General features: G+C 68.0%; 18 protein-coding genes. 4 read left to right on the plus strand and 14 right to left on the minus strand.

Going from position 1 to position 17518, the window contains the following annotated elements; all coding sequences use genetic code 11:
• Positions 1-120 precede the first annotated feature (120 nt).
• The 7 genes from P2PM1_RS19300 to P2PM1_RS19330 all read right to left on the minus strand — a co-directional run bounded on the left by P2PM1_RS19300 (position 121) and on the right by P2PM1_RS19330 (position 7998).
• Complete coding sequence (locus tag P2PM1_RS19300) at positions 121-903, minus strand: inositol monophosphatase family protein (protein WP_186400172.1); 783 nt, start codon at positions 901-903, stop codon at positions 121-123.
• Between the two features lie 276 nt (positions 904-1179).
• Entirely contained in the window at positions 1180-1674 is a 495-nt protein-coding gene (locus tag P2PM1_RS19305; RefSeq protein WP_208984791.1) for a hypothetical protein, read from the minus strand.
• Between the two features lie 388 nt (positions 1675-2062).
• Positions 2063-3511: a hypothetical protein gene (locus P2PM1_RS19310; RefSeq protein WP_186386310.1), complete on the minus strand. Its 1449-nt coding sequence runs from the start codon at positions 3509-3511 to the stop codon at positions 2063-2065.
• A 76-nt stretch (positions 3512-3587) separates the two neighbouring features.
• Entirely contained in the window at positions 3588-4526 is a 939-nt protein-coding gene (locus P2PM1_RS19315; RefSeq protein WP_186396207.1) for a DUF6384 family protein, read from the minus strand.
• Positions 4527-4613: 87 nt separating this feature from the next.
• Positions 4614-5792, minus strand: coding sequence for a cell surface protein (locus tag P2PM1_RS19320; protein WP_186386308.1), 1179 nt, complete (start codon positions 5790-5792; stop codon positions 4614-4616).
• Positions 5793-5941: 149 nt separating this feature from the next.
• The gene (locus P2PM1_RS19325; RefSeq protein ID WP_186400173.1) at positions 5942-6916 is read right to left on the minus strand and encodes a pseudouridine-5'-phosphate glycosidase; all 975 of its coding nucleotides are present in this window, start codon (positions 6914-6916) and stop codon (positions 5942-5944) included.
• Between the two features lie 134 nt (positions 6917-7050).
• Entirely contained in the window at positions 7051-7998 is a 948-nt protein-coding gene (locus tag P2PM1_RS19330) for a PfkB family carbohydrate kinase (protein WP_186400174.1), read from the minus strand.
• Between the two features lie 162 nt (positions 7999-8160).
• On the opposite strand from P2PM1_RS19330, the gene P2PM1_RS19335 reads away from it, so the two are divergent.
• Genes P2PM1_RS19335 through P2PM1_RS19345 form a run of 3 tightly spaced genes read left to right on the plus strand, consistent with a single transcriptional unit; the run spans position 8161 to position 10380 of the window.
• The gene (locus P2PM1_RS19335; protein ID WP_186400175.1) at positions 8161-8778 is read left to right on the plus strand and encodes a CDP-alcohol phosphatidyltransferase family protein; all 618 of its coding nucleotides are present in this window, start codon (positions 8161-8163) and stop codon (positions 8776-8778) included.
• A complete protein-coding gene (locus P2PM1_RS19340; protein ID WP_186400176.1) occupies positions 8775-9719 on the plus strand; it encodes a phosphatidate cytidylyltransferase in 945 nt (314 codons plus the stop codon). The genes P2PM1_RS19335 and P2PM1_RS19340 overlap by 4 nt, the downstream gene beginning before the upstream one ends.
• A 7-nt stretch (positions 9720-9726) precedes the next feature.
• A complete protein-coding gene (locus tag P2PM1_RS19345) occupies positions 9727-10380 on the plus strand; it encodes a lysophospholipid acyltransferase family protein (protein WP_186400177.1) in 654 nt (217 codons plus the stop codon).
• A gap of 50 nt (positions 10381-10430) precedes the next feature.
• On the opposite strand, the gene cckA is transcribed toward P2PM1_RS19345, so the two are convergent.
• The 7 genes from cckA to flgB all read right to left on the minus strand — a co-directional run bounded on the left by cckA (position 10431) and on the right by flgB (position 16461).
• Positions 10431-12974, minus strand: coding sequence for a cell cycle histidine kinase CckA (cckA, locus tag P2PM1_RS19350; RefSeq protein ID WP_186386303.1), 2544 nt, complete (start codon positions 12972-12974; stop codon positions 10431-10433).
• 70 nt (positions 12975-13044) lie between these two features.
• Positions 13045-14121 (minus strand): flagellar biosynthesis protein FlhB, encoded by a 1077-nt coding sequence (gene flhB, locus P2PM1_RS19355; RefSeq protein ID WP_186400178.1) that lies wholly within the window; start codon positions 14119-14121, stop codon positions 13045-13047.
• Between the two features lie 4 nt (positions 14122-14125).
• Positions 14126-14899, minus strand: coding sequence for a flagellar biosynthetic protein FliR (gene fliR, locus P2PM1_RS19360; RefSeq protein WP_186386301.1), 774 nt, complete (start codon positions 14897-14899; stop codon positions 14126-14128).
• Positions 14900-14905: 6 nt separating this feature from the next.
• Positions 14906-15181 carry a flagellar biosynthesis protein FliQ gene (fliQ, locus tag P2PM1_RS19365; RefSeq protein WP_186386300.1) on the minus strand — a complete coding sequence of 92 codons (276 nt, stop codon included), beginning with the start codon at positions 15179-15181 and terminating at the stop codon, positions 14906-14908.
• Positions 15182-15239: 58 nt separating this feature from the next.
• Positions 15240-15554, minus strand: coding sequence for a flagellar hook-basal body complex protein FliE (gene fliE, locus P2PM1_RS19370; protein ID WP_186386299.1), 315 nt, complete (start codon positions 15552-15554; stop codon positions 15240-15242).
• 38 nt (positions 15555-15592) lie between these two features.
• The gene (flgC, locus tag P2PM1_RS19375) at positions 15593-16003 is read right to left on the minus strand and encodes a flagellar basal body rod protein FlgC (protein WP_186400179.1); all 411 of its coding nucleotides are present in this window, start codon (positions 16001-16003) and stop codon (positions 15593-15595) included.
• 50 nt (positions 16004-16053) lie between these two features.
• Entirely contained in the window at positions 16054-16461 is a 408-nt protein-coding gene (flgB, locus tag P2PM1_RS19380) for a flagellar basal body rod protein FlgB (protein ID WP_186396201.1), read from the minus strand.
• A gap of 405 nt (positions 16462-16866) precedes the next feature.
• On the opposite strand from flgB, the gene P2PM1_RS19385 reads away from it, so the two are divergent.
• Positions 16867-17518, plus strand: a 652-nt coding sequence (locus P2PM1_RS19385; protein ID WP_244301572.1) for a flagellar biosynthetic protein FliO, incomplete at its 3' end; no start/stop codon positions are given.

Raw genomic sequence — 17518 nt, forward strand, 5'->3', positions numbered from 1 at the left:
GCCGTAAGCCGGATTATGCCGCATGGCCGAGTTCGGTGGCTGGCTTGCCGGGGTTCGGCCATGTGGCGGTTCGGCAAAATCCAGTTCATGGAAAGCGACGAAGCCTGTGGAATTTGCCGTTCACACCGGTAGCAGTAGCTGGTCCAAAACCACTGAGTGAAGCTCTGGCGATGCGCATGCGACAATGGCGCCACTTGATGTCAGCGACAGGGGCCGCCCCTTCCAGTCAGAGATCACGCCACCTGCTTCCTGCACAACCGGGCACAAAGCGCAGATGTCGTACGCATCCAGATCATCTCCATTAAGGCAGATATCTATGAGGCCACGTGAAAGTGCGCCATAGGCGGGTGCCCCGCCGTCGAACACCCTTAACCTTCCGGTCGACAACAACTGTCGGTACCCCGAGGCGCTGTCGCCTCTGAAACTGTCGGGATTTGCCAGACTGATGACAGCCTCATCAAGTTCGCGCCTCCCGCTGCTTCGAACGAGCCGACCACTGAAGACCGTGCCTTTCCCCTCTGCGGCGACATAGCGCGCGCCTGGCACGGGCATGTCTATGATCCCCAGAACCGGAGATTCGTCACGGCATACGCTGATCAGCGACGCGAAGTTCAAGAGTCCGGTTCCAAACTGGCGTGTGCCATCAATCGGATCGAGAACCCATGTGAAGGCGCTTCTCCCGGTTTCAAAACCGTATTCTTCGCCAAGAATGCCGTGAGACGGAAACTGCTGCCGTATCCGCTCCCGCCACATCGTCTCGATGGACAGGTCGGCTTCTGTCAGCGATGAGCCATCGGATTTGTAGGTCACCGCCAGGTCGCTGTGCCACGCCTGAGCGGAGAGACCCGCCGCAGACTCGGCGAGGTTCAGGGCCGCCGCAAGGATGTGATCGAGTTCGTGCATCGCTACCTCTCGGAAAATGGCTCCTTTAGCCTTCGCCCGGTAACGGCTGAATGACGGGTAGGCGTGAACATTGGGGCTCCAACAACAGGGAGTTCTCCCGCATGCGGCTCTTCGGCGTTGCTCCTGCGCGTCGGCCCGAGAGCCTGGTGCGGGCCGCCGGTGGGCGCCCTGCTCCGCAGGCAGTGCCGCAGACAGGCCTGCGTAGCCGCCGCTGGCGACAGGTCGCCGGGCGGGTCCCCGGCGCCCCGGTCAGATGAAACGGCGTCAGATACAGCGTCAGATACAGCGGCCGCCGGCTTCCGCCTTGGACTTCAGGCCGACAAGACTGTCGCGCGGGTTGTATTGCGGCTGGGTGAGAGTGAAGACCTGCTCCAGCGCGGTGCCGGCATTGTTGATCACCGCGACGTCCTGCACCACCAGCGTGTCGCAGTCCGTGCCCTGGAAGCGCACGCGGATGCGGAACCTGCGCGGGCCGTTGTCCGACGGGCCGAATTCGCTGTCGAGCGCCGGGTTCGGCTCCGTCACCGTACGCTCCAGCACCACCATGTTGGGCTGGTTCTGGGCGATCGGCGTGCCGCGCTCCGTCGCATTGGCGACGATGGTCTGGCGGATCGTCTCCGGATTGGCCCGGACGCTGATCGACTGGGCCCCCGCCGGCACCGTCAGCACCGCCTGTTGCGGCTCCACCGGGGTCACCGGGACACGGCGCTGGCTCTGGCAGGAGGCAAGGGCCGTGGCGGCAAGAAGGACAAGGGTCAGGCGGAACAGCATTACGGCATTCCCCAAGCAGGCTGGAACGGCCCGCCCCCAGACAGGCTGGACGGCGGGCGGGACATCCGGCCGGCCCCGGGAGGGGGACCGGCGGAACTTTCGCGCAAGCGCAAGCTTGCGCCAGCAAGGTTAACAAAGACTGCGGGGGCCGGCACCCCGGCGAATGGGCCCGACCGCAACTGCGACGCCGATGCAGGCAAAAATGCAACTTCCGGCTCCGGCCCCAGGTCGCAGGCTACAAGTGTGCCGGAAACGGCGTCTCGTCGGACAACAATCCGCCGGGAGGAGCGCGACGACCGGGACAGGCGCCCGTCAGGTCCGGCGAACCTTCCGCCAGTCGGAACGTGTCGCCGGTCAGAACGTGTCTCCGGTCAGAACGTGTCTCCGGTCAGAACGTGTCTCCGGTCTTGAAGCCACCGCCGCCGAAAGAGCCGCCGCTGCCGAAGCCGCCGCCACCGAAGCCCCCGCTCGAGCCGCCTCCCGATTTCCCTCCCGAGCCGCCCATGGAGCCCGGCAGGCCGATGCCGCCGGGAAAGCCGACGCCGCCGCCATGGCGCTTGCGCCGCTTGCGCGACTTCTCGGCCCGCGCCCAGTAATCCGCCCCCGACAGCGCGCCCTTGGCCAGTTCGCCGAGCAGCACGCCGGTCAGGCTGTCGTCGTCGAAGGTGGAATCCCAGGTGTCGTAGCGCTTCTGGCGGAACTGCCGCGTCACCTTGGCGAGTTCGTCGCGCCGGCGGCCGAGATCACGCAGATTGCGCTGGTCGTCCTCCGTCGTGCTGTTGAGCAGGGCGATGCGGGCATCGAGATCCTGCAGGCGGCGGACGATCCGCTCGTCCTCGGGCGAAGGCGTGGCCAGCGCCTCCTGCCACAGGGTCGACAGTTCCTCGGACCGAAGCGAGCGCAGCAAGGCCTCCTCGGCGGTGCGGAATTCGGAATCCTCGCCGGAAAGATAGGGCTGCTCGCGCTTTGCCAGCTCTTCCAGCTCCGCTTCCAGCTTCTCCAGCGCCGCGGTGGTGTCCTCGATCTCGGCCTCCGCCCGCTCGATGGTGGCGGCCAGATCCTCGCCGGCGACCTCGGCCGCCGCCCGGCGCGACAGGCTGCCGAGCTTCGCCTGCTCCGCCTGCGCCTCCGCCTCGCGGTCGCTCGCATAGGCGGCGAGCCGCTCGGGGATCTCCACCAGCATGGCGTAGTTGGGACGCGCGTCGTCGTAGCGGATCAGCCGTGCCACCCAGCGGTCGAGCATGCGGATGATGCCGCCCGAACGGTAGGACGAGGTGCCGAACCCGCGCTTCCACAGATAGAGGAACAGCGCGTCGGCCTCATAGGCCTTGCTCTTTGTGGCGCGATCCTCCTGCGCCTGGCGCGCCTTGGCCCGCGCCGCCTCGGCGGTGCGGGTGGCAGCCTCCGCCGCGGCGCGCTGCGCGGTGTAGTCCGGATCGGCGGCGAGTTTCTCGTCCACCGCGGCAAGGATGCCGTCGAGCCGGTCGCTCGCCGCATCGCGCTCGCGCGTCAGGCGGCGGCGCTGCTCGGTGAGGGCGGCAATGTCGCGGACCAGCGTGTCGTGCTGGGCACGCAGCGCCGACAAGGCCAATTCGCGCTGCTCCAACTGCCGCCGGGCTTCCGCCTCGTCCTTGTCGATGCGCAGGCCGAACGCCTTGTCGCCGCCTTCGCGCAGGCGGAAGCGGGCAAGTTCGCGGAAGGCCTCCAGCTCGACCGTGCGCAGATCGTTGATCTCGCGCATGGCGTCGTCGATGCGCCGCCGCAGAAGGTCCTCCTCCTGCCGGACTTCGCCGAGCGCCCGCTCGATGGAGCCGAGGGTCTGACGTCCGCTCACCATGAAAACCTGTCCCCTGCCGTATCCCGCATGCCGGCCGGTGTCCCGCCGGCCGCCGCCTCGGCACCCTCAGCCTCGGCTACCATTGCGTGATCGCTCCCGTCTCGACCTGCGCCCGCCACTCCGGCTGCAGGCGGCCGCGCGCCTTGACGCCAAGCACCGGGTTGCTGACGATCCCGTCCTCCTCCTTGTCGCGGCGCACCGCGTCGAAGGTGGATTGCGGCACCCGCTGGCCCCAGATGGTGACGGTCTTGCGAGCCCCGTCCTCCTCCGAGGTGACGTTCTGCGGCAGCACGCTCCCGTCCGGAGCCACCGCCTCGACAACAAGGTAGTAGTTGCGCGCCGAGGTGTTGGCCTCGGGGATGCGGGTGACGCCGGTCGGCGTGCCCGGACGCGACACGATGCGGATGTCGTAGACCTGCAACAGGCGCGCCTCCAGCGCGGCAAGGTCTGCGAGCGCCTTGCGCGCCGCGCCCGCGTCGTTGGCCGCAAGCGCCGCCTGGCCGGCGGTGGCAAGCGTCGCCGCCTGCTCGCGCGCGGCCGTTTCCTCGGCGACCTCGCCAATGCGGCGCACCGTCTCGGCGATCCGCGTCGGCAGGGTCTGCGTCAGTTCGATGCGCAGCGCCTCGGCAGCCTGTTCGCGCGGGGCGACGACGAGGAAGCGCCAGGCGAGAACCGCCGCCGCCGCCAGCAGCAGCAGGATCAGGATCGCCTTGGCCCAGCGCAGCCGCGTCACATAGACCAGCGCCAGCAGCCGCTGGAAGCCGACGGCCGGCGGGCTGTAGACGAAGCGGTTCTGCTTGAGGTTCTCCACCCCCTCCCGCAGGATCCGGTCGGAGACCTCGATGCCCTGGCTCGTATAGATCTCCCGCAGCCGCTGGATCATCGCGGCATCGCGTTCGTCCGAGCCCAGTTCCTTCAGCGCGATGCGTTCGTCGTGGCGCAGCGTGTCGACCACGTCCATCGCCATCATCAACTCGTCGAGCGGCGCCCTGGTCGAGGCGGTGTCGGAGGCCATGCACGCGTTCCCCTGCGGCCCGTTGCGGCGGGACCGGCCCCGGAAGCCCGCGACCGGTCGTGATCATACCGTACCCTTGCGGGTGGCTCAGGCGCCGAGCATGTTGCCCTGCGCGGCGAGCTTTGCAAGCCGGCGCTTGCCGTCCTCCACCGCGTCGCGGATCTCTTCGGAGTTCTTCGTCGACATGACGCGCATCTCGTTGATGATCTCGCGCGAATGGACCTGGAAGTTGATGACCGAGTCGACCAGCTTCTTGACGGCAGCGGCCTGCACGGTGGGGCCGTAGCCGGCCTTGAGCGCCGCCTCCTGCACCGCGTCGCCGATTTCCGCCAGGGTTTCCAGCGACTTCGACACGCCTTCCTTCATGGCGTTGAGCGCCTCGGTCGATTCGTGCAGGCCGTGCAGGCCGGTGAAGGAGGCATTGAGCGCGGTGAGCACGGAATCGTTGGTCGAGAAGAAGCTGATCGCCTGCGAATAGACCCGCTCCTTGGCATTGGTCGTCTGCATCAGCCGCGCCATGATCACTTCCGACGTGTTGTAGCCGATGGTCAGGTTGTCGGAGAGATCCTTGGCGATCTGGTAGCGCTTCTCCTCGTCCTGCATCGCCCGCATCTTCTCGTCGCGGGCGAACTCCAGCCGCGCCTTGGCCGCGGCGTCGGCGCCGTCATGCGCCTCGACCTCGCGGTTGGCGGCCTCCAGCGCCGCCTTGGTGTCCTCGAGCCGGGCGGTGGCGGTGTTCAGGACTTCGAGCGCCAGGATCTCGGCCTGCTTCAGCGCGCCGCGGAAGTCGCGATAGGCCTCCAGAATGCGCCGCTCGCGCTCGATCTGATCCTTGGTGTCGCGGGCGACGTCGAGATAGGTCTGGCGGATCTTGCCGAAACGGTCGGAAATCGTGCCGCGGGTCATGTCGCGCCACTTGTTGGACAGGTTCTCCATGAAGGAGATCTTGCCGTCGGCAAGCTGGTCGACCATGCTCTTGGCGTCGTCGCGGATCGAGTTGAAGGCCTCGGTGATCGCCTCGTAGCGCTCGCCGATCGACATCGCCTGGATCTCGTTGCGCACCACCTCGTTGAAGGTCTGCGCCTGGCCGAGCGTGCGGGTGATCACCGCGATCCTGTCCGGCGACAGGTCCGAGATCTTTTCCAGCAGCGCGTTGATCGGCGCCTCGACGGTGCCATCGGGCATCAGGCCCATGTCGCGCAGGGCCGCCACGGCCTTGTCGAGATACTGCATCGGGGAAAGTCCGGTCTGAGCTGTTTCCGCCATCTTGGCCTCTGTCTTCCTGTCTTGCCCCCGTCGCCGCCCGCCGGGCGATGAGGCAGCCTCGCGTTGGACTGCGGCGATCGGCGGCGGATGGGTCGTTTGTTGCCCCCCGTCTGCCGGTCGCAGCGAGTTAAGCACATAAAATGCGGCAGTTACACGTCAGAGGCGAGACGCCCGGTGCGGCTTGCGTGCTCCCGCGCGGCGAGCGCAACGGCGATCCGCGCCGCGAGCCTGGCATTGTTGCGGACCAGCGCGATGTTGGTGACGAGGCTGCGGCCCCTGGTCAGCTCATAGATCATCGCCAGCACGAAGGGCGTCACCGCCTTGCCGCCGACCCCGCGTGCGGTGGCCTCGGCCACCGCCTGGTCGATCACGGATGCGATCTCGGCCGGCGGGATCTCGTCGGCCTCCGGCACCGGATTGGCGACCAGCACGCCGCCATGGCCCGCCATGCGGGCGCGCAGCGCCAGCAGCTCCGCGATCTCTTCCGCCGTATCCATGCGGTAGGGCGCGGCAAGGCCGCTGTCGCGCGACCAGAAGGCCGGGAAGGCGTCCTGCCCGTGGGCGATCACCGGCACGCCGCGCGTTTCCAGCACTTCCAGCGTCTTGGGCAGATCGAGCAGCGCCTTGGCGCCGGCCGCCACCACGCAGACCGGGGTGCGGGCGAGTTCGTCGAGATCGGCGGAGATGTCGAAGCTGGTCTCGGCGCCGCGATGCACGCCGCCGATGCCGCCGGTGGCGAAGACCGCGATGCCGGCCGCATGGGCCGCCATCATCGTCGCGGCGACCGTGGCCGAGCCGGGCCGGCCGGTGACAAGCGCGATGGCAAGGTCGGCGCGCGAGCACTTCATCACGCCCTCGGCCCTGGCCAGCCGCTCCAGCGCCCCGTCGGACAGGCCGATATGCAGCTTGCCGTCGAGAGCGGCGATGGTGGCCGGCACGGCACCACCGGCGCGGATATCGGCCTCGACCAGCCGGGCGGTCTCGACATTCCTCGGCCACGGCATGCCATGGGTGATGATGGTCGATTCCAGCGCCACCACCGCCCGCCCCTCGGCGAGCGCGTCGGCGACCTCCTCCTCCAACCGCAGAACCGGGCCCAGCCCGTTGATGTCCTTGCCCAGCATGTCGACGTCACTCCGTTCTGCCGCGTCCAGCCGGATGCGGACCGTCTTATAGGACCGGCGCGGCGGCGCTGTCGAGGCGTCGGCCCCTCGCCCCGTGCATGACAGGGTGGCGCATGACAGGGGGCGCAGCACAGCTAGCCATTCGGCGCGATGGCCGGCCAGTTCAGCGTCCCGGCCACCGCGCCGGGACTTTCCAGTGTCAGGGCAGCGGCCCGCATGCCGGCCGCGACCGCGTCTGCGAGCGCGAGGCCATGTTCGAGACCGGCCAAAGTGCCGGCGATCAGCGCATCGCCCGCGCCGGTCACGTCGACGATCCGCGGCGCCGGAGCGGCTGCGCCCTCGCGGGTCGTCAGCGAGATCTCGTCGATGCCGCCGCGCGTTGCCAGCAGCACGGGCGCGGCGCCCCGGGTCATCACCACGGCGCCTGCGCCGGCCGTAACCAGCGCGGTTGCCACCTCCGCCCCGCTATCGCCCGGCTCCTGCTGCCCCTCGTCGTGTTCGCTGTCGCGCCCGAGCAGGGCCGCGGCCTCCGCCCGGTTGCAGAACAGCAGATCGACCCGCGGCAGGATCGGGGCAAGCCGCGCAGCCTTGGCCCGCGACACCGCGTCGGCCGCCAGCCTCCGCCCTGCCGCCGCCTCGGCCAGTTCCACCAGAAGCGGCTGCGGCAGGTTGGCGTCGAGAAACCAGCAGCCGGACGCCTCCTGCGCCTTGGTCGGCGGCAGCAATGCGCCGGGCTCCAGCGTCTCGGTGATGCGGGCATCGACGACCGCCGCCGCCAGCGTGCCGTCGGGATCGTGCAGGGCGAGATAGCGCCCGCTCGGCAGGTCGGCGCGGCGGATGGCGCCGGTGTCCACGCCTTCCCCCGCCAGGTGCGCCAGCAGCCCGTCGGCCTCCGCCTCGCGCCCCAGCCGGCCGGCCAGCGACACGCGGCAGTCGAGCCGAGCCAGCGCGCGCGCCACATTGGTGGCGACGCCGCCGGGCCGTATGGCAAGCGACGCCGGCGTCGAGGTTTCGCGCAGGATCCGGCGGTCCGCATGGGCGATCGTGTCGAGATGGATGGCGCCAAAGGCGGCAATCGGCATGCGGGCGGGTCTCCGACCTGGATCCTTGCAGCCGCTTATACCGGCCCGCGAAAGCCGAGGGGAGTGGCTTCGCCGGTTATCCCGTTGCGCGACGGGAGAAAAAGCGCTTGTCTCACGTTCAGGCTGAACCGAACTCTGATCCTCAGCGCAAGCGGCGAGACCATGGCCACCGTCTATGACCTGAAGTCCCGATTCCAGGACCTGTTGCGGCCGCTCGTGCACCGGCTGGCGAGCGCCGGCATCACCGCCAACCAGGTGACGCTGGCGGCGCTTGCCCTGTCGGCGATCGCCGGCCTCGCCATCGCGCTATGGCCCGCGGCCGGACTGCCGCTGGCGCTGTTGCCGCTGGTGCTGTTCGTCCGCATGGCGCTGAACGCCATGGACGGCATGCTGGCCCGCGAGCATCACCAGCAATCGGCGCTCGGCGCCGTGCTCAACGAGCTCGGCGATGTCGCCTCCGACCTGGCGCTCTACCTGCCCTTCGCGCTGGTGCCCGGCGTCTCGCCGGTGGCGGTGGTCGGCCTGTGCCTGCTGGCCGTGATCAGCGAGATGATGGGCGTCGTCGGCGTGCAGATCGGCGCCTCGCGGCGCTATGACGGGCCGCTCGGCAAGAGCGACCGGGCGGTGCTGTTCGGGACGCTCGGCCTGTTGCTGGGCCTTGGCATCGTCGGCCCGGCCTTTGCCACCTGGGTGCTGGCGATCGCGCTGCTGCCGGCCGCTTTCACCATCTTCAACCGCGCCCGCAAGGCGCTTGCCGAGGTCCGGGAGGGCCGCCCGTGACCCAGCTTTCCGGCGTTACGCCGCTGCAGCTTGCCATCGCCGGCATCTGGGCGATCCTCATCCTCGCCAGCATCGTCGTCTTCGCGCTGAAGCGCCTGCAGCCGGAGCGCGACCATTCCGAGCTGGTCAGCCGCACGGCGAGCTGGTGGGGCATGATCGCCCTGTTCACCGCCGCCTTCCTGCTGAGCCACACGCTCTCCATCGTGCTGTTCGCGCTGGTCAGCTTCCTCGCCTTCAAGGAATACCTGTCGATGATCCCGACGCGCCGGGCCGACAGGCGGGTGCTGTTCTGGGCCTATCTGTCGATCCCCGTCCAGTATTACTGGGTGGCGGACGGCTGGTACGGCATGTTCGCCGTCTTCATCCCGGTCTACATGTTCCTGTTCCTGCCCTTCGCCATGCTGCTGTCGCAACAGACGGAGGGCTTCCTGAAGGCGGTCGGCACGCTCAACTGGGGCCTGATGCTCTGCGTCTTCTCGCTGAGCCATGCCGCCTTCCTGCTGGTGCTGCCGGTGACCGGCAACACCGACCCGCAGGCCGGCGCCGGCCTGCTGCTCTATCTGGTGTTCCTGACCCAGTTCAACGACGTCGCCCAATACACCTGGGGCCGGCTGTTCGGCCGCCGCCCCATCGTGCCCGTGGTCAGCCCCAAGAAGACCTGGGAAGGCTTCCTCGGCGGGCTGCTGACGACGACGGTGGTTGCGGTGCTGGTCGCGCCGCTGGTGACGCCCTTCGGCTGGCAGCAGGCCGCCGCCGCGGGACTGATGATCGCCGCCGCCGGCTTCATCGGCGACATCACCGTCTCGGCGGTGAAGCGCGACCTTGGCGTCAAGGACACCGGCTCGCTGATTCCCGGCCATGGCGGCATCATGGACCGGATCGACAGCCTGACCTTCACCGCGCCGCTGTTCTTCCACTTCGTGCGCTACTTCCACACGTGAGGGCACAATGACGCGCGTGCTGCAGACCCTGTTCTTCCTGGCCGTGCGCACCGTCGTGCTGTTCGTGCTGGGGCTGAACGTGCGGCGCCGCGAGTGGCTGCCGGAGCGCGGGCCTGCAGTGATCGTCGCCAATCACAACAGCCATCTCGATACGCTGGTGCTGATGTGCCTGATGCCGCTGTCGAAGCTGCATCTGCTGCGCCCGGTCGCGGCCGCCGACTACTTCCTCGCCAACAGGGCGATGGCGTGGTTCTCGCTCAACATCCTGCGCATCATCCCGATCGTCCGCAAACCCGGCGAGCGGAAGGACGAGGCGCCGGGCGCCGACCCGCTGGCCGAATGCCACGCCGCCCTGGCCAAGGGCGAGATCCTGATCCTGTTTCCCGAGGGCAGCCGCGGCGAACCGGAAAAGATGACCGCGCTGAAGAAGGGCATCGCCCATCTCGCCGAAAAGAACCCGGACGCCCCCGTCGTGCCTGTCTTCACCCACGGGCTCGGCAAGGCGCTGCCGAAGGGATCGTTCCTGCTGGTGCCGTTCTTCTGCGACATCTTCGTCGGCGAGCCGATCCGCTGGCCGGGCGAGCGCGCCGCCTTCATGGAGATGCTCGCCAACCGCTTCGCCGCCCTTGCGGCGGAGAAGGCCTTCGCCCCCTGGGAATAGGCGCCCCCTGGGAATAGGCGCTCCGACTGGCGTGCGCCTGGCGAGCGCCCTCAGCTCGCCAGCACGTCCTTCACCACCGTTGCCAGTTGCTTCAGCGTGAAGGGCTTGGGCAGGAACGAGAACTTCTCGTTCTCCGGCAGGTTCTTCTCGAAGGCGTCTTCAGCATAGCCGGAGACGAAGATGATCTTGAGGTCCGGCCGCGTCTTGCGCAGCTCGCGCAGCAGCGTCGGCCCGTCCATCTCCGGCATGACCACGTCGGAGACGACGAGATCCACCTCGCCGTCGGTCTCTTCCATGATCTCCAGCGCCTCGGCGCCGCTCGAGGCCTCGTGCACCGTATAGCCGCGCGAGGTCAACGCCCGGGCGGCGAAGGCGCGCACCGCCTCCTCGTCCTCGACCAGCAGGATGGTGGCCGAGCCGGTCAGGTCGGTGAGCTGCGGCGCCTCGACCGGCTTCACCTCCACCTGCTCGGCCTCGTTGCGCACATGGCGCGGCAGGAAGATGCGGAACGTCGTGCCGCTGCCGATCTCGCTGGTGCAGAAGATGAAACCGCCGGTCTGCTTGACGATGCCGTAGACGGTGGAGAGGCCGAGACCGGTGCCCTTGCCCACCTCCTTGGTGGAGAAGAACGGCTCGAAGATCTTCTCCATCACCTCGGGCGTCATGCCGGTGCCCGTGTCGGTGACCTCGATCAGCACATATTCGGCGACCGGCATGCCGCGCGTGCCATCATAGGACCGCGACTGGTCCTCCGGCACGTTGAGCGTGCGGATGGTCAGGCGGCCGCCCTCCGGCATGGCGTCGCGCGCATTGACCGCCAGGTTGACGATCACCTGCTCCAACTGGTTGAGATCGGCCATCACCGGCCACAGGTCGCGCCCATGCACGACACTGAGCTCCACCTTCTCGCCAAGCAGCCGGTCGAGCAGGATCGACAGGTCCGCCAAGACGTCGTTGAGCGCCAGCTCCTTCGGCCGCAGCGTCTGGCGCCGCGAGAAGGCAAGCAACTGCCGCACCAGGCCTGCCGCCCGGTTGGCGTTCTGCTTGATGTTCATGATGTCCTGGAAGGACGGATCGCTCGGCCGGTGGCTGGCCAGCAGCAGGTCGGAAAAGCCGATGATCGCGGTCAGCACATTGTTGAAGTCATGCGCCACGCCGCCGGCCAACTGGCCGATCGCCTGCATCTTCTGGCCTTGCGCGAATTGCGCCTCCAGCACGCGCTGCGCCGTCGTCTCCAGCACATAGACGATGGCGGCATCCGCATCGCCCTCGCCGTCGCGCACCGCCGAGACATAGACGGTGGCGGAGCGGCCGTCCTCGCGCTCGTCGAGACGCACATCGACCGGCGGGATCTCGCTGCGTCCTTCCGCGGCGGCGGCCAGCGCCTCCATTAGCGCCGGACGCGAGGGCGCGGTGACATGGTCGACGAGCTTCGGCGCGCCCTGGCTGCTGTCCGGCGTGCCGAACAGCCGCACGAAGGGCGCATTGGTCTTGCTGATGCCGCCGTCGTGATCGATCGAGGCAATGGCGATCGGCGTGTTGTTGAAGAAGCGGGCGAAGCGCACCTCGGAGGAGCGCAGCGCCTCGGCCGCATCCTCACCGCGCGAGCGGTTGAGCACCAGCGACCGGCTCTCGCCGGGCAACCCGCCGGCGCCGAACGGCACCCGGTGCAGGATGCGCACCGGCACCGAACGGCCGCCGCGCGTGGTCAGGTCGAGATCGAAGGTCTCGGTCTTGACTTCGCCCGCCCTGCCCTGGACGGAGAGCAGCAGTTCCGCGCCATCGCCGCGCATGAACTCGCTGACCCCGAGCGAGCCGGCCTCGAAGCTGACGAGATCGTAGCCGAGCCAGTCGGCCAGCGTCGCGTTGAGATAGACCACCCGGCCGGCGGCATCGCACGAGAAGAAGCCGGCCGGCGCATGGTCGAGAAAGTTGATCGCCCGCTGCAATTCCTGAAACGAGGTTTCCTGCTCGGTGCGGTCGCCGCTGATATCGGAGAGCTGCCATACGGTGCAGGCGCGCGCCGCGCCGCGCCCGGAGGCGAGCGACAGCGGCCGCACGCGCACGCGGTACCAGCAGGGCTCGCCGTCGTTCGACCCGAGCGGATGCGGCAGGCGGATCTCCTCCTCGGCCGCGCGTTCGGCCTCCGCGGCCCGCGTCAGGTGGAAGATCGCGTCGGTGGCGGCCGGGTCGCTGGAAAACACCCGCTCGACGCCGCGCATCTCGGCAAGACCCTGCGCACCGATCAGCCGGGCATAGGCGTCGTTGGCATAGACGATGCGGCCGTCGCGCTCGGTCACGAGCACGCCGTCCTCCATCGTGTCGAGAAAGGCGGCCGGGACCGGGCTTGCCGGCGCGCGCGAGGAGAAGCTCAGCAGGCCGATGGCGCCGGCAAAGAGCGAGAAGACGCCGACGACGGCGAGCATGCCGAGAAGGCCGAGGACCCAGGGCTCGGCCTCCTGGCGATCCATCAGCGACAGGCCGGTCGCGGCGCCGACAAGGCCGACGGCAAACAGGATCAGCAGCAGGACGCTGCCTGACCGCTCCTGCCGCTCGAACGCGGGAGACGTCGGACCCCTCTCACTTCTGCTCATTCACATACCCCGTGGCGACAGCGCGCCAGCCTCTCGTCGGCATCCGCCGGTCGCGGTCCGGAATCAGTCCCTAGCTGCGCCAGGCGCGGCGTTCCCGCATTCGATAAACGAAACCGATCACTTCTGCCACCGCGCGATACTGCTCTTCCGGCACTTCCTGATCGATCTCGATCAGCGCGTAGAGCGCGCGGGCGAGCGGCGGGTTCTCCACCACCGGCACCTCGTTGTCGCGGGCAACCTCACGGATCCGCAGCGCCACCGCGTCGACGCCCTTGGCAACGCAGATCGGCGCTTGCATGCCCTGCTCGTATTTCAGCGCCACCGCGTAGTGGGTCGGGTTGGTGACCACCACCGTCGCCTCCGGCACCGCCGCCATCATGCGCCGGCGCGAGCGCTCCATGCGCAACTGGCGGATCTTGCCCTTGACCAGCGGATCGCCCTCGGTCTGCTTGTATTCCTCCTTGACCTCGCGCTGGGTCATCTTCTGCTTGTCGAACCACTTCTTGCGCTGCCAGAGGTAGTCGAGGCCGGCGACCACGGTCATCACCGCAAGGATCGCCGCGATGAGCTGCAGGATGAGGAGATGCACCTCCTCCAGCAGCATCGTCGTCTCGCGAAAGATCAGCGTGTCGATCTTGTTGCGCTGCGGCCAGAGCACGGCGACCATCAGGCCGCTGACCACGACGATCTTCACCAGTCCCTTGGCGAAGTTGACGAGGCTTTCGGAGGAAAACAGCCGCTTGAAGCCGGCTGCCGGGGAGATCTTCGACAGTTTCGGCTTCATCCGCTCCGCCGACCAGACCAACTGGTGCTGGATGACATTGCCGGCCACCGCCAGCGCGAGCAGCAGCAGCAGCGGCAGCGCCAGGATCGCGCCGATCCTCAGGCCGGTGTCGCGCCACAGCAGCGAGAGGCCGCCGCCGTCGACCGGGATCTGGTGCGAATGGGCAAGGTAGCCGCGCAGCGCCGCCTGCAGACTGTCGGCCGCCCCCGGCGCCAGCAGCGCCACCACCAGGCCGGTGCCGAGCATGGCGAACCAGGTGGAGACCTCCTGGCTCTTGGCGACGTCGCCCTTCTTGAGCGCGTCCTCCAGCTTCTTTTGCGTGGGGTCTTCTGTTTTCTCGGCGTCGTCGTTCTGTTCGGCCATCGCCCTACCCCGCGATGAACCGGCCGACGGCCGTCTCGAAATGCGACAGATACCACATCATCATCGTCGTCAGCAGGGCGAAGAGCATCAGCCCGCCAATGGTGATGTTGAGCGGCATCGCGATGAAGAAGATCTGCATCTGCGGCATCAGCTTGTTGAGCAGGCCGAGGCCGAAATAGAACACCAGGCCGACCACCATGAACGGCGCGGCAAGGCGTAGCGCGATGGAAAACACCTCCGCCACCAGAACGGTGGCGAGCTCCGCCATGTCGCCGACGGGCATGCCGCTGCCCGGCGGAAACAGCCGGAAACTGTCATGCATGGCGGCGATCACAAGATAATGCAGGTCGAAGGCGAAGATCAGCGTGATCCCGAGCAGGCTGAGGAACGAGCCGATCACCGCCCCCTGCTGGCCATCCATGGTCGGATCGGTCGCCATGGCGAAGGCGAGGCCCGACTGGTTGGCGATGATCATGCCGGCGATGGACAGCGTATAGGTGATGAACCGCGCCCCGAGGCCGATGAAAAACCCGACGGCGAACTCGGCCGCCAACAGCACCCCAACCCGCCCCAGCGGCGCGGTCACATCGACCGCGTAGAGTGGGGCGGCGATCGGGTAGAAAACCAGGGTCAGCAGCAGGGCCACCGCCAGGCGGACATTGGGCGGGATCGATCCCTCCCCCAGCGCCGGCATCAGCATCAGCATGGTGCCGAGCCGGGCGAAGAGCAGCATGAACAGCAAGGCCACCTGGGGAAGCAGCGAGACGTCGACGGTCATGACCGGCTACCCGCTGCCGGAACCGGAAATGATGAGGTCGGCAAGGCGGGCGGTATAGGCCTCCAGCACCTGCCCCATGAAGGGTAGCGCGATCAAAAGGGTCATGAAGATCGCCAGGATCTTCGGCACGAAGACCAGCGTCATTTCCTGGATCTGGGTCAGCGCCTGGAACAGCGCGATGACAACGCCCACCAGCAGGCCGATGACCATCGGCGGCGCGGAGATGAGGATCAAGGTCCAGATGCCCTGGCGGGCGATGTCGAGGACCTCCGGCCCGGTCATGATCTTCCTTCCGCTTCGCCCGCACCCCGCCGGCACCGACCGGCGGAGGGGCTCATGCTCAGATCGGCATGCGCATGATCTCCTGATAGGCGGAGATCACCCGGTCGCGCACCGAAACGAGCGTTTCCAGCGCCACCTCGGTCTCGGCGACCGCGGTGACGACGTCGATGACATTCGCCTTGCCCTCGGTCAGCGCCAGTGCCTGCTTGTCCGCCGCACGGCCCTGATCGACCACCTGCTCCACCGCCGACTTGACCATGTTGGCGAAGTCCGGCGTCGGCATAGACGAAGTCTTCAGCTTTGTATCCTGATTCGCTCCAGCGAGCGCGGACGTCATGCGATAGGCGGTTGCGGCGATCGACGGCGTGGACATGGCACTCTTCTCCGAAAAGGGATGCGGGCGCGGCCCGATCAGGCGCGCAGGATCTCGATGGTCTTCTGCAGCATGCGCCGCGTCGCAGTGATCAGGTTGAGGTTGGCCTCGTAGGAGCGCTGCGCCTCGCGCATGTCGACCATCTCGATCAAGGTGTCGACATTGGGCGTGCGCACATATCCGCTCTCGTCGGCCGCAGGATGCCCGGGCTCGTAGCGGGTCTTGAAGTCGGTGTTGTCGAACTCGACCGGCCCAAGCGCCACGACATCGGCCCTGAGCTTGCGGTCGAGTTCCGTGCTGAAGGTCGGAATCTTGCGCCGATAGGGATCCTCCTGCGGCGTGCGGCCGGTCGAATCCGCATTGGCGATATTCTCGGCGATGATCCGCATGCGGCCGTTCTGGGCCTTGAGCCCGGAGGCGGCGATGAAGATCGACTTGACGAAATCCACGGGCAAACTCCCCGGCCCTCAGGGCCTGATCGGTGGGGTTTCAGGGCGCGTCAGCCGCTGCGCGACAGGGCGGTGCGGATGAGGCCAAGCCCCTTCTGGTAGAGCGAGGCAACCGTCTGGTAGTCCATCTGGTTCGCCGTCACCTTCATCATCTGCTCCTCGAGCACCACCGTGTTGCCGTCTGGGGTGATCTCGAAGCCGCTCGGATCGTCCCGCGCGACCCCGCCGCTCTCGCGCATCATCGAGCCGACGATATGTGCGGTGCTGGTGCGCGTCGTCGCCAGGCCGACGGTGCGCGAGGCCAGCGCCTTCTCGAAGCTGAAGGCGGCAAGATCCTTGCCGCGAAAGCCGGGCGTGTCCGCATTGGCGACGTTTTCCGCCAGCACACCCTGCCGGCTCTGGTGCCACTGCATCTTCGACTTGAGCGCCTGAAACAGCGGCAGGTCCGAGATCGACATGGGATGCGCTTCCCGTTGCGACGAAGGTTAACGACTAGGCAGATCCTGCCGGGTGGATGGTTAACGAGGAGTTAACGATTAACGTTTCTGCAAGGTGAACCCGCCGGTTTTGCCCAGCCCGCCGCGCAAGGCACGGTCGCGGCTTGCAAATTGGCGGCGGATATCGGCATTTTTTGCCGAGATGCGTTAACCTTGCCTCTTTGAGAGAATCGCGCAAAACGGCTAAACAGGGTGCAGTGAGGCAGGATTCGCGCGCGTTCGTCCGGCATGACCGGTTGCGCGATGCCACGGATCGGGGTTAAGGCGCGGGGATTGCCGTCGCTGGACGGACGGGTAGACCGGGCCGCCAGGCTGTGACACGCATGGCCGGCGGGCGCACCCTCGAACAGGAAGAGGCCGAAGGGCATGACAAGTTGGCTGGTTGACACGTTCCAGATGGAACCGGGCTGGGCCCGCGGCATCGGTTTCTTTCTCGCGGTGGCGATCGTCCTGGCGCTGATATCGGTATTTGTCTGGGTGCTGCGCCGCATCGCCGGCAGCCGCAGCCTCGGCAGCCGCTCGCGCCAGCCGCGCATCGCGGTGATGGACGCCGCGTCGCTCGATGCGCGCCGGCGCCTCGTGCTGATCCGCCGCGACAATGTCGAGCACCTGCTGCTGGTCGGCGGCCCCAGCGACGTGGTCGTCGAGCAGAACATCGTACGCGGGGTGCCGATCTCCCAGGCCTATCCGCGCCAGCCGGCGATGGGTGCCGAGGTGCCCGCCCCCTATGTCCCGGCCGAGATCGAGCCGCAGCCGGCCGCACCGGCGCCGCAGCCGGCCGCAACATTTGCCCCGGCCATGCCTGCCCAGACGTCCACGCCCCAAGCGTCCATGCCCCAAACGTCCATGCCCCAGGCGGCCGCGGCTCCCCAGCCCGCTCCCCGTCGCCCGCTACCGCCGGCCGCGCCCGCACCGCGCCGCCCCGCGGAAGGCGGCGACGCCTCGCCGCTGAAACGCGCCGGAGCCTCCGTTGCGGCCGCCGGTGCCGCCGTCGCCGGTCTTGCCCGCTCCGCCACAT

Origin of the sequence: Stappia sp. P2PMeth1, from assembly GCF_900185735.1 — a bacterium.
Lineage (GTDB): Bacteria > Pseudomonadota > Alphaproteobacteria > Rhizobiales > Stappiaceae > Stappia.

Excerpts from the sequence above, each read along its gene's own strand:
- P2PM1_RS19300 (WP_186400172.1), bottom strand. The coding sequence starts at position 903 with ATGCACGAACTCGATCACATCCTTGCGGCGGCCCTGAACCTCGCCGAG.
- P2PM1_RS19305 (WP_208984791.1), bottom strand. The coding sequence starts at position 1,674 with ATGCTGTTCCGCCTGACCCTTGTCCTTCTTGCCGCCACGGCCCTTGCC.
- P2PM1_RS19310 (WP_186386310.1), bottom strand. The coding sequence starts at position 3,511 with ATGGTGAGCGGACGTCAGACCCTCGGCTCCATCGAGCGGGCGCTCGGC.
- P2PM1_RS19315 (WP_186396207.1), bottom strand. The coding sequence starts at position 4,526 with ATGGCCTCCGACACCGCCTCGACCAGGGCGCCGCTCGACGAGTTGATG.
- P2PM1_RS19320 (WP_186386308.1), bottom strand. The coding sequence starts at position 5,792 with ATGGCGGAAACAGCTCAGACCGGACTTTCCCCGATGCAGTATCTCGAC.
- P2PM1_RS19325 (WP_186400173.1), bottom strand. The coding sequence starts at position 6,916 with ATGCTGGGCAAGGACATCAACGGGCTGGGCCCGGTTCTGCGGTTGGAG.
- P2PM1_RS19330 (WP_186400174.1), bottom strand. The coding sequence starts at position 7,998 with ATGCCGATTGCCGCCTTTGGCGCCATCCATCTCGACACGATCGCCCAT.
- P2PM1_RS19335 (WP_186400175.1), top strand. The coding sequence starts at position 8,161 with ATGGCCACCGTCTATGACCTGAAGTCCCGATTCCAGGACCTGTTGCGG.
- P2PM1_RS19345 (WP_186400177.1), top strand. The coding sequence starts at position 9,727 with ATGACGCGCGTGCTGCAGACCCTGTTCTTCCTGGCCGTGCGCACCGTC.
- cckA (WP_186386303.1), bottom strand. The coding sequence starts at position 12,974 with ATGAGCAGAAGTGAGAGGGGTCCGACGTCTCCCGCGTTCGAGCGGCAG.
- flhB (WP_186400178.1), bottom strand. The coding sequence starts at position 14,121 with ATGGCCGAACAGAACGACGACGCCGAGAAAACAGAAGACCCCACGCAA.
- fliR (WP_186386301.1), bottom strand. The coding sequence starts at position 14,899 with ATGACCGTCGACGTCTCGCTGCTTCCCCAGGTGGCCTTGCTGTTCATG.
- fliQ (WP_186386300.1), bottom strand. The coding sequence starts at position 15,181 with ATGACCGGGCCGGAGGTCCTCGACATCGCCCGCCAGGGCATCTGGACC.
- fliE (WP_186386299.1), bottom strand. The coding sequence starts at position 15,554 with ATGTCCACGCCGTCGATCGCCGCAACCGCCTATCGCATGACGTCCGCG.
- flgB (WP_186396201.1), bottom strand. The coding sequence starts at position 16,461 with ATGTCGATCTCGGACCTGCCGCTGTTTCAGGCGCTCAAGTCGAAGATG.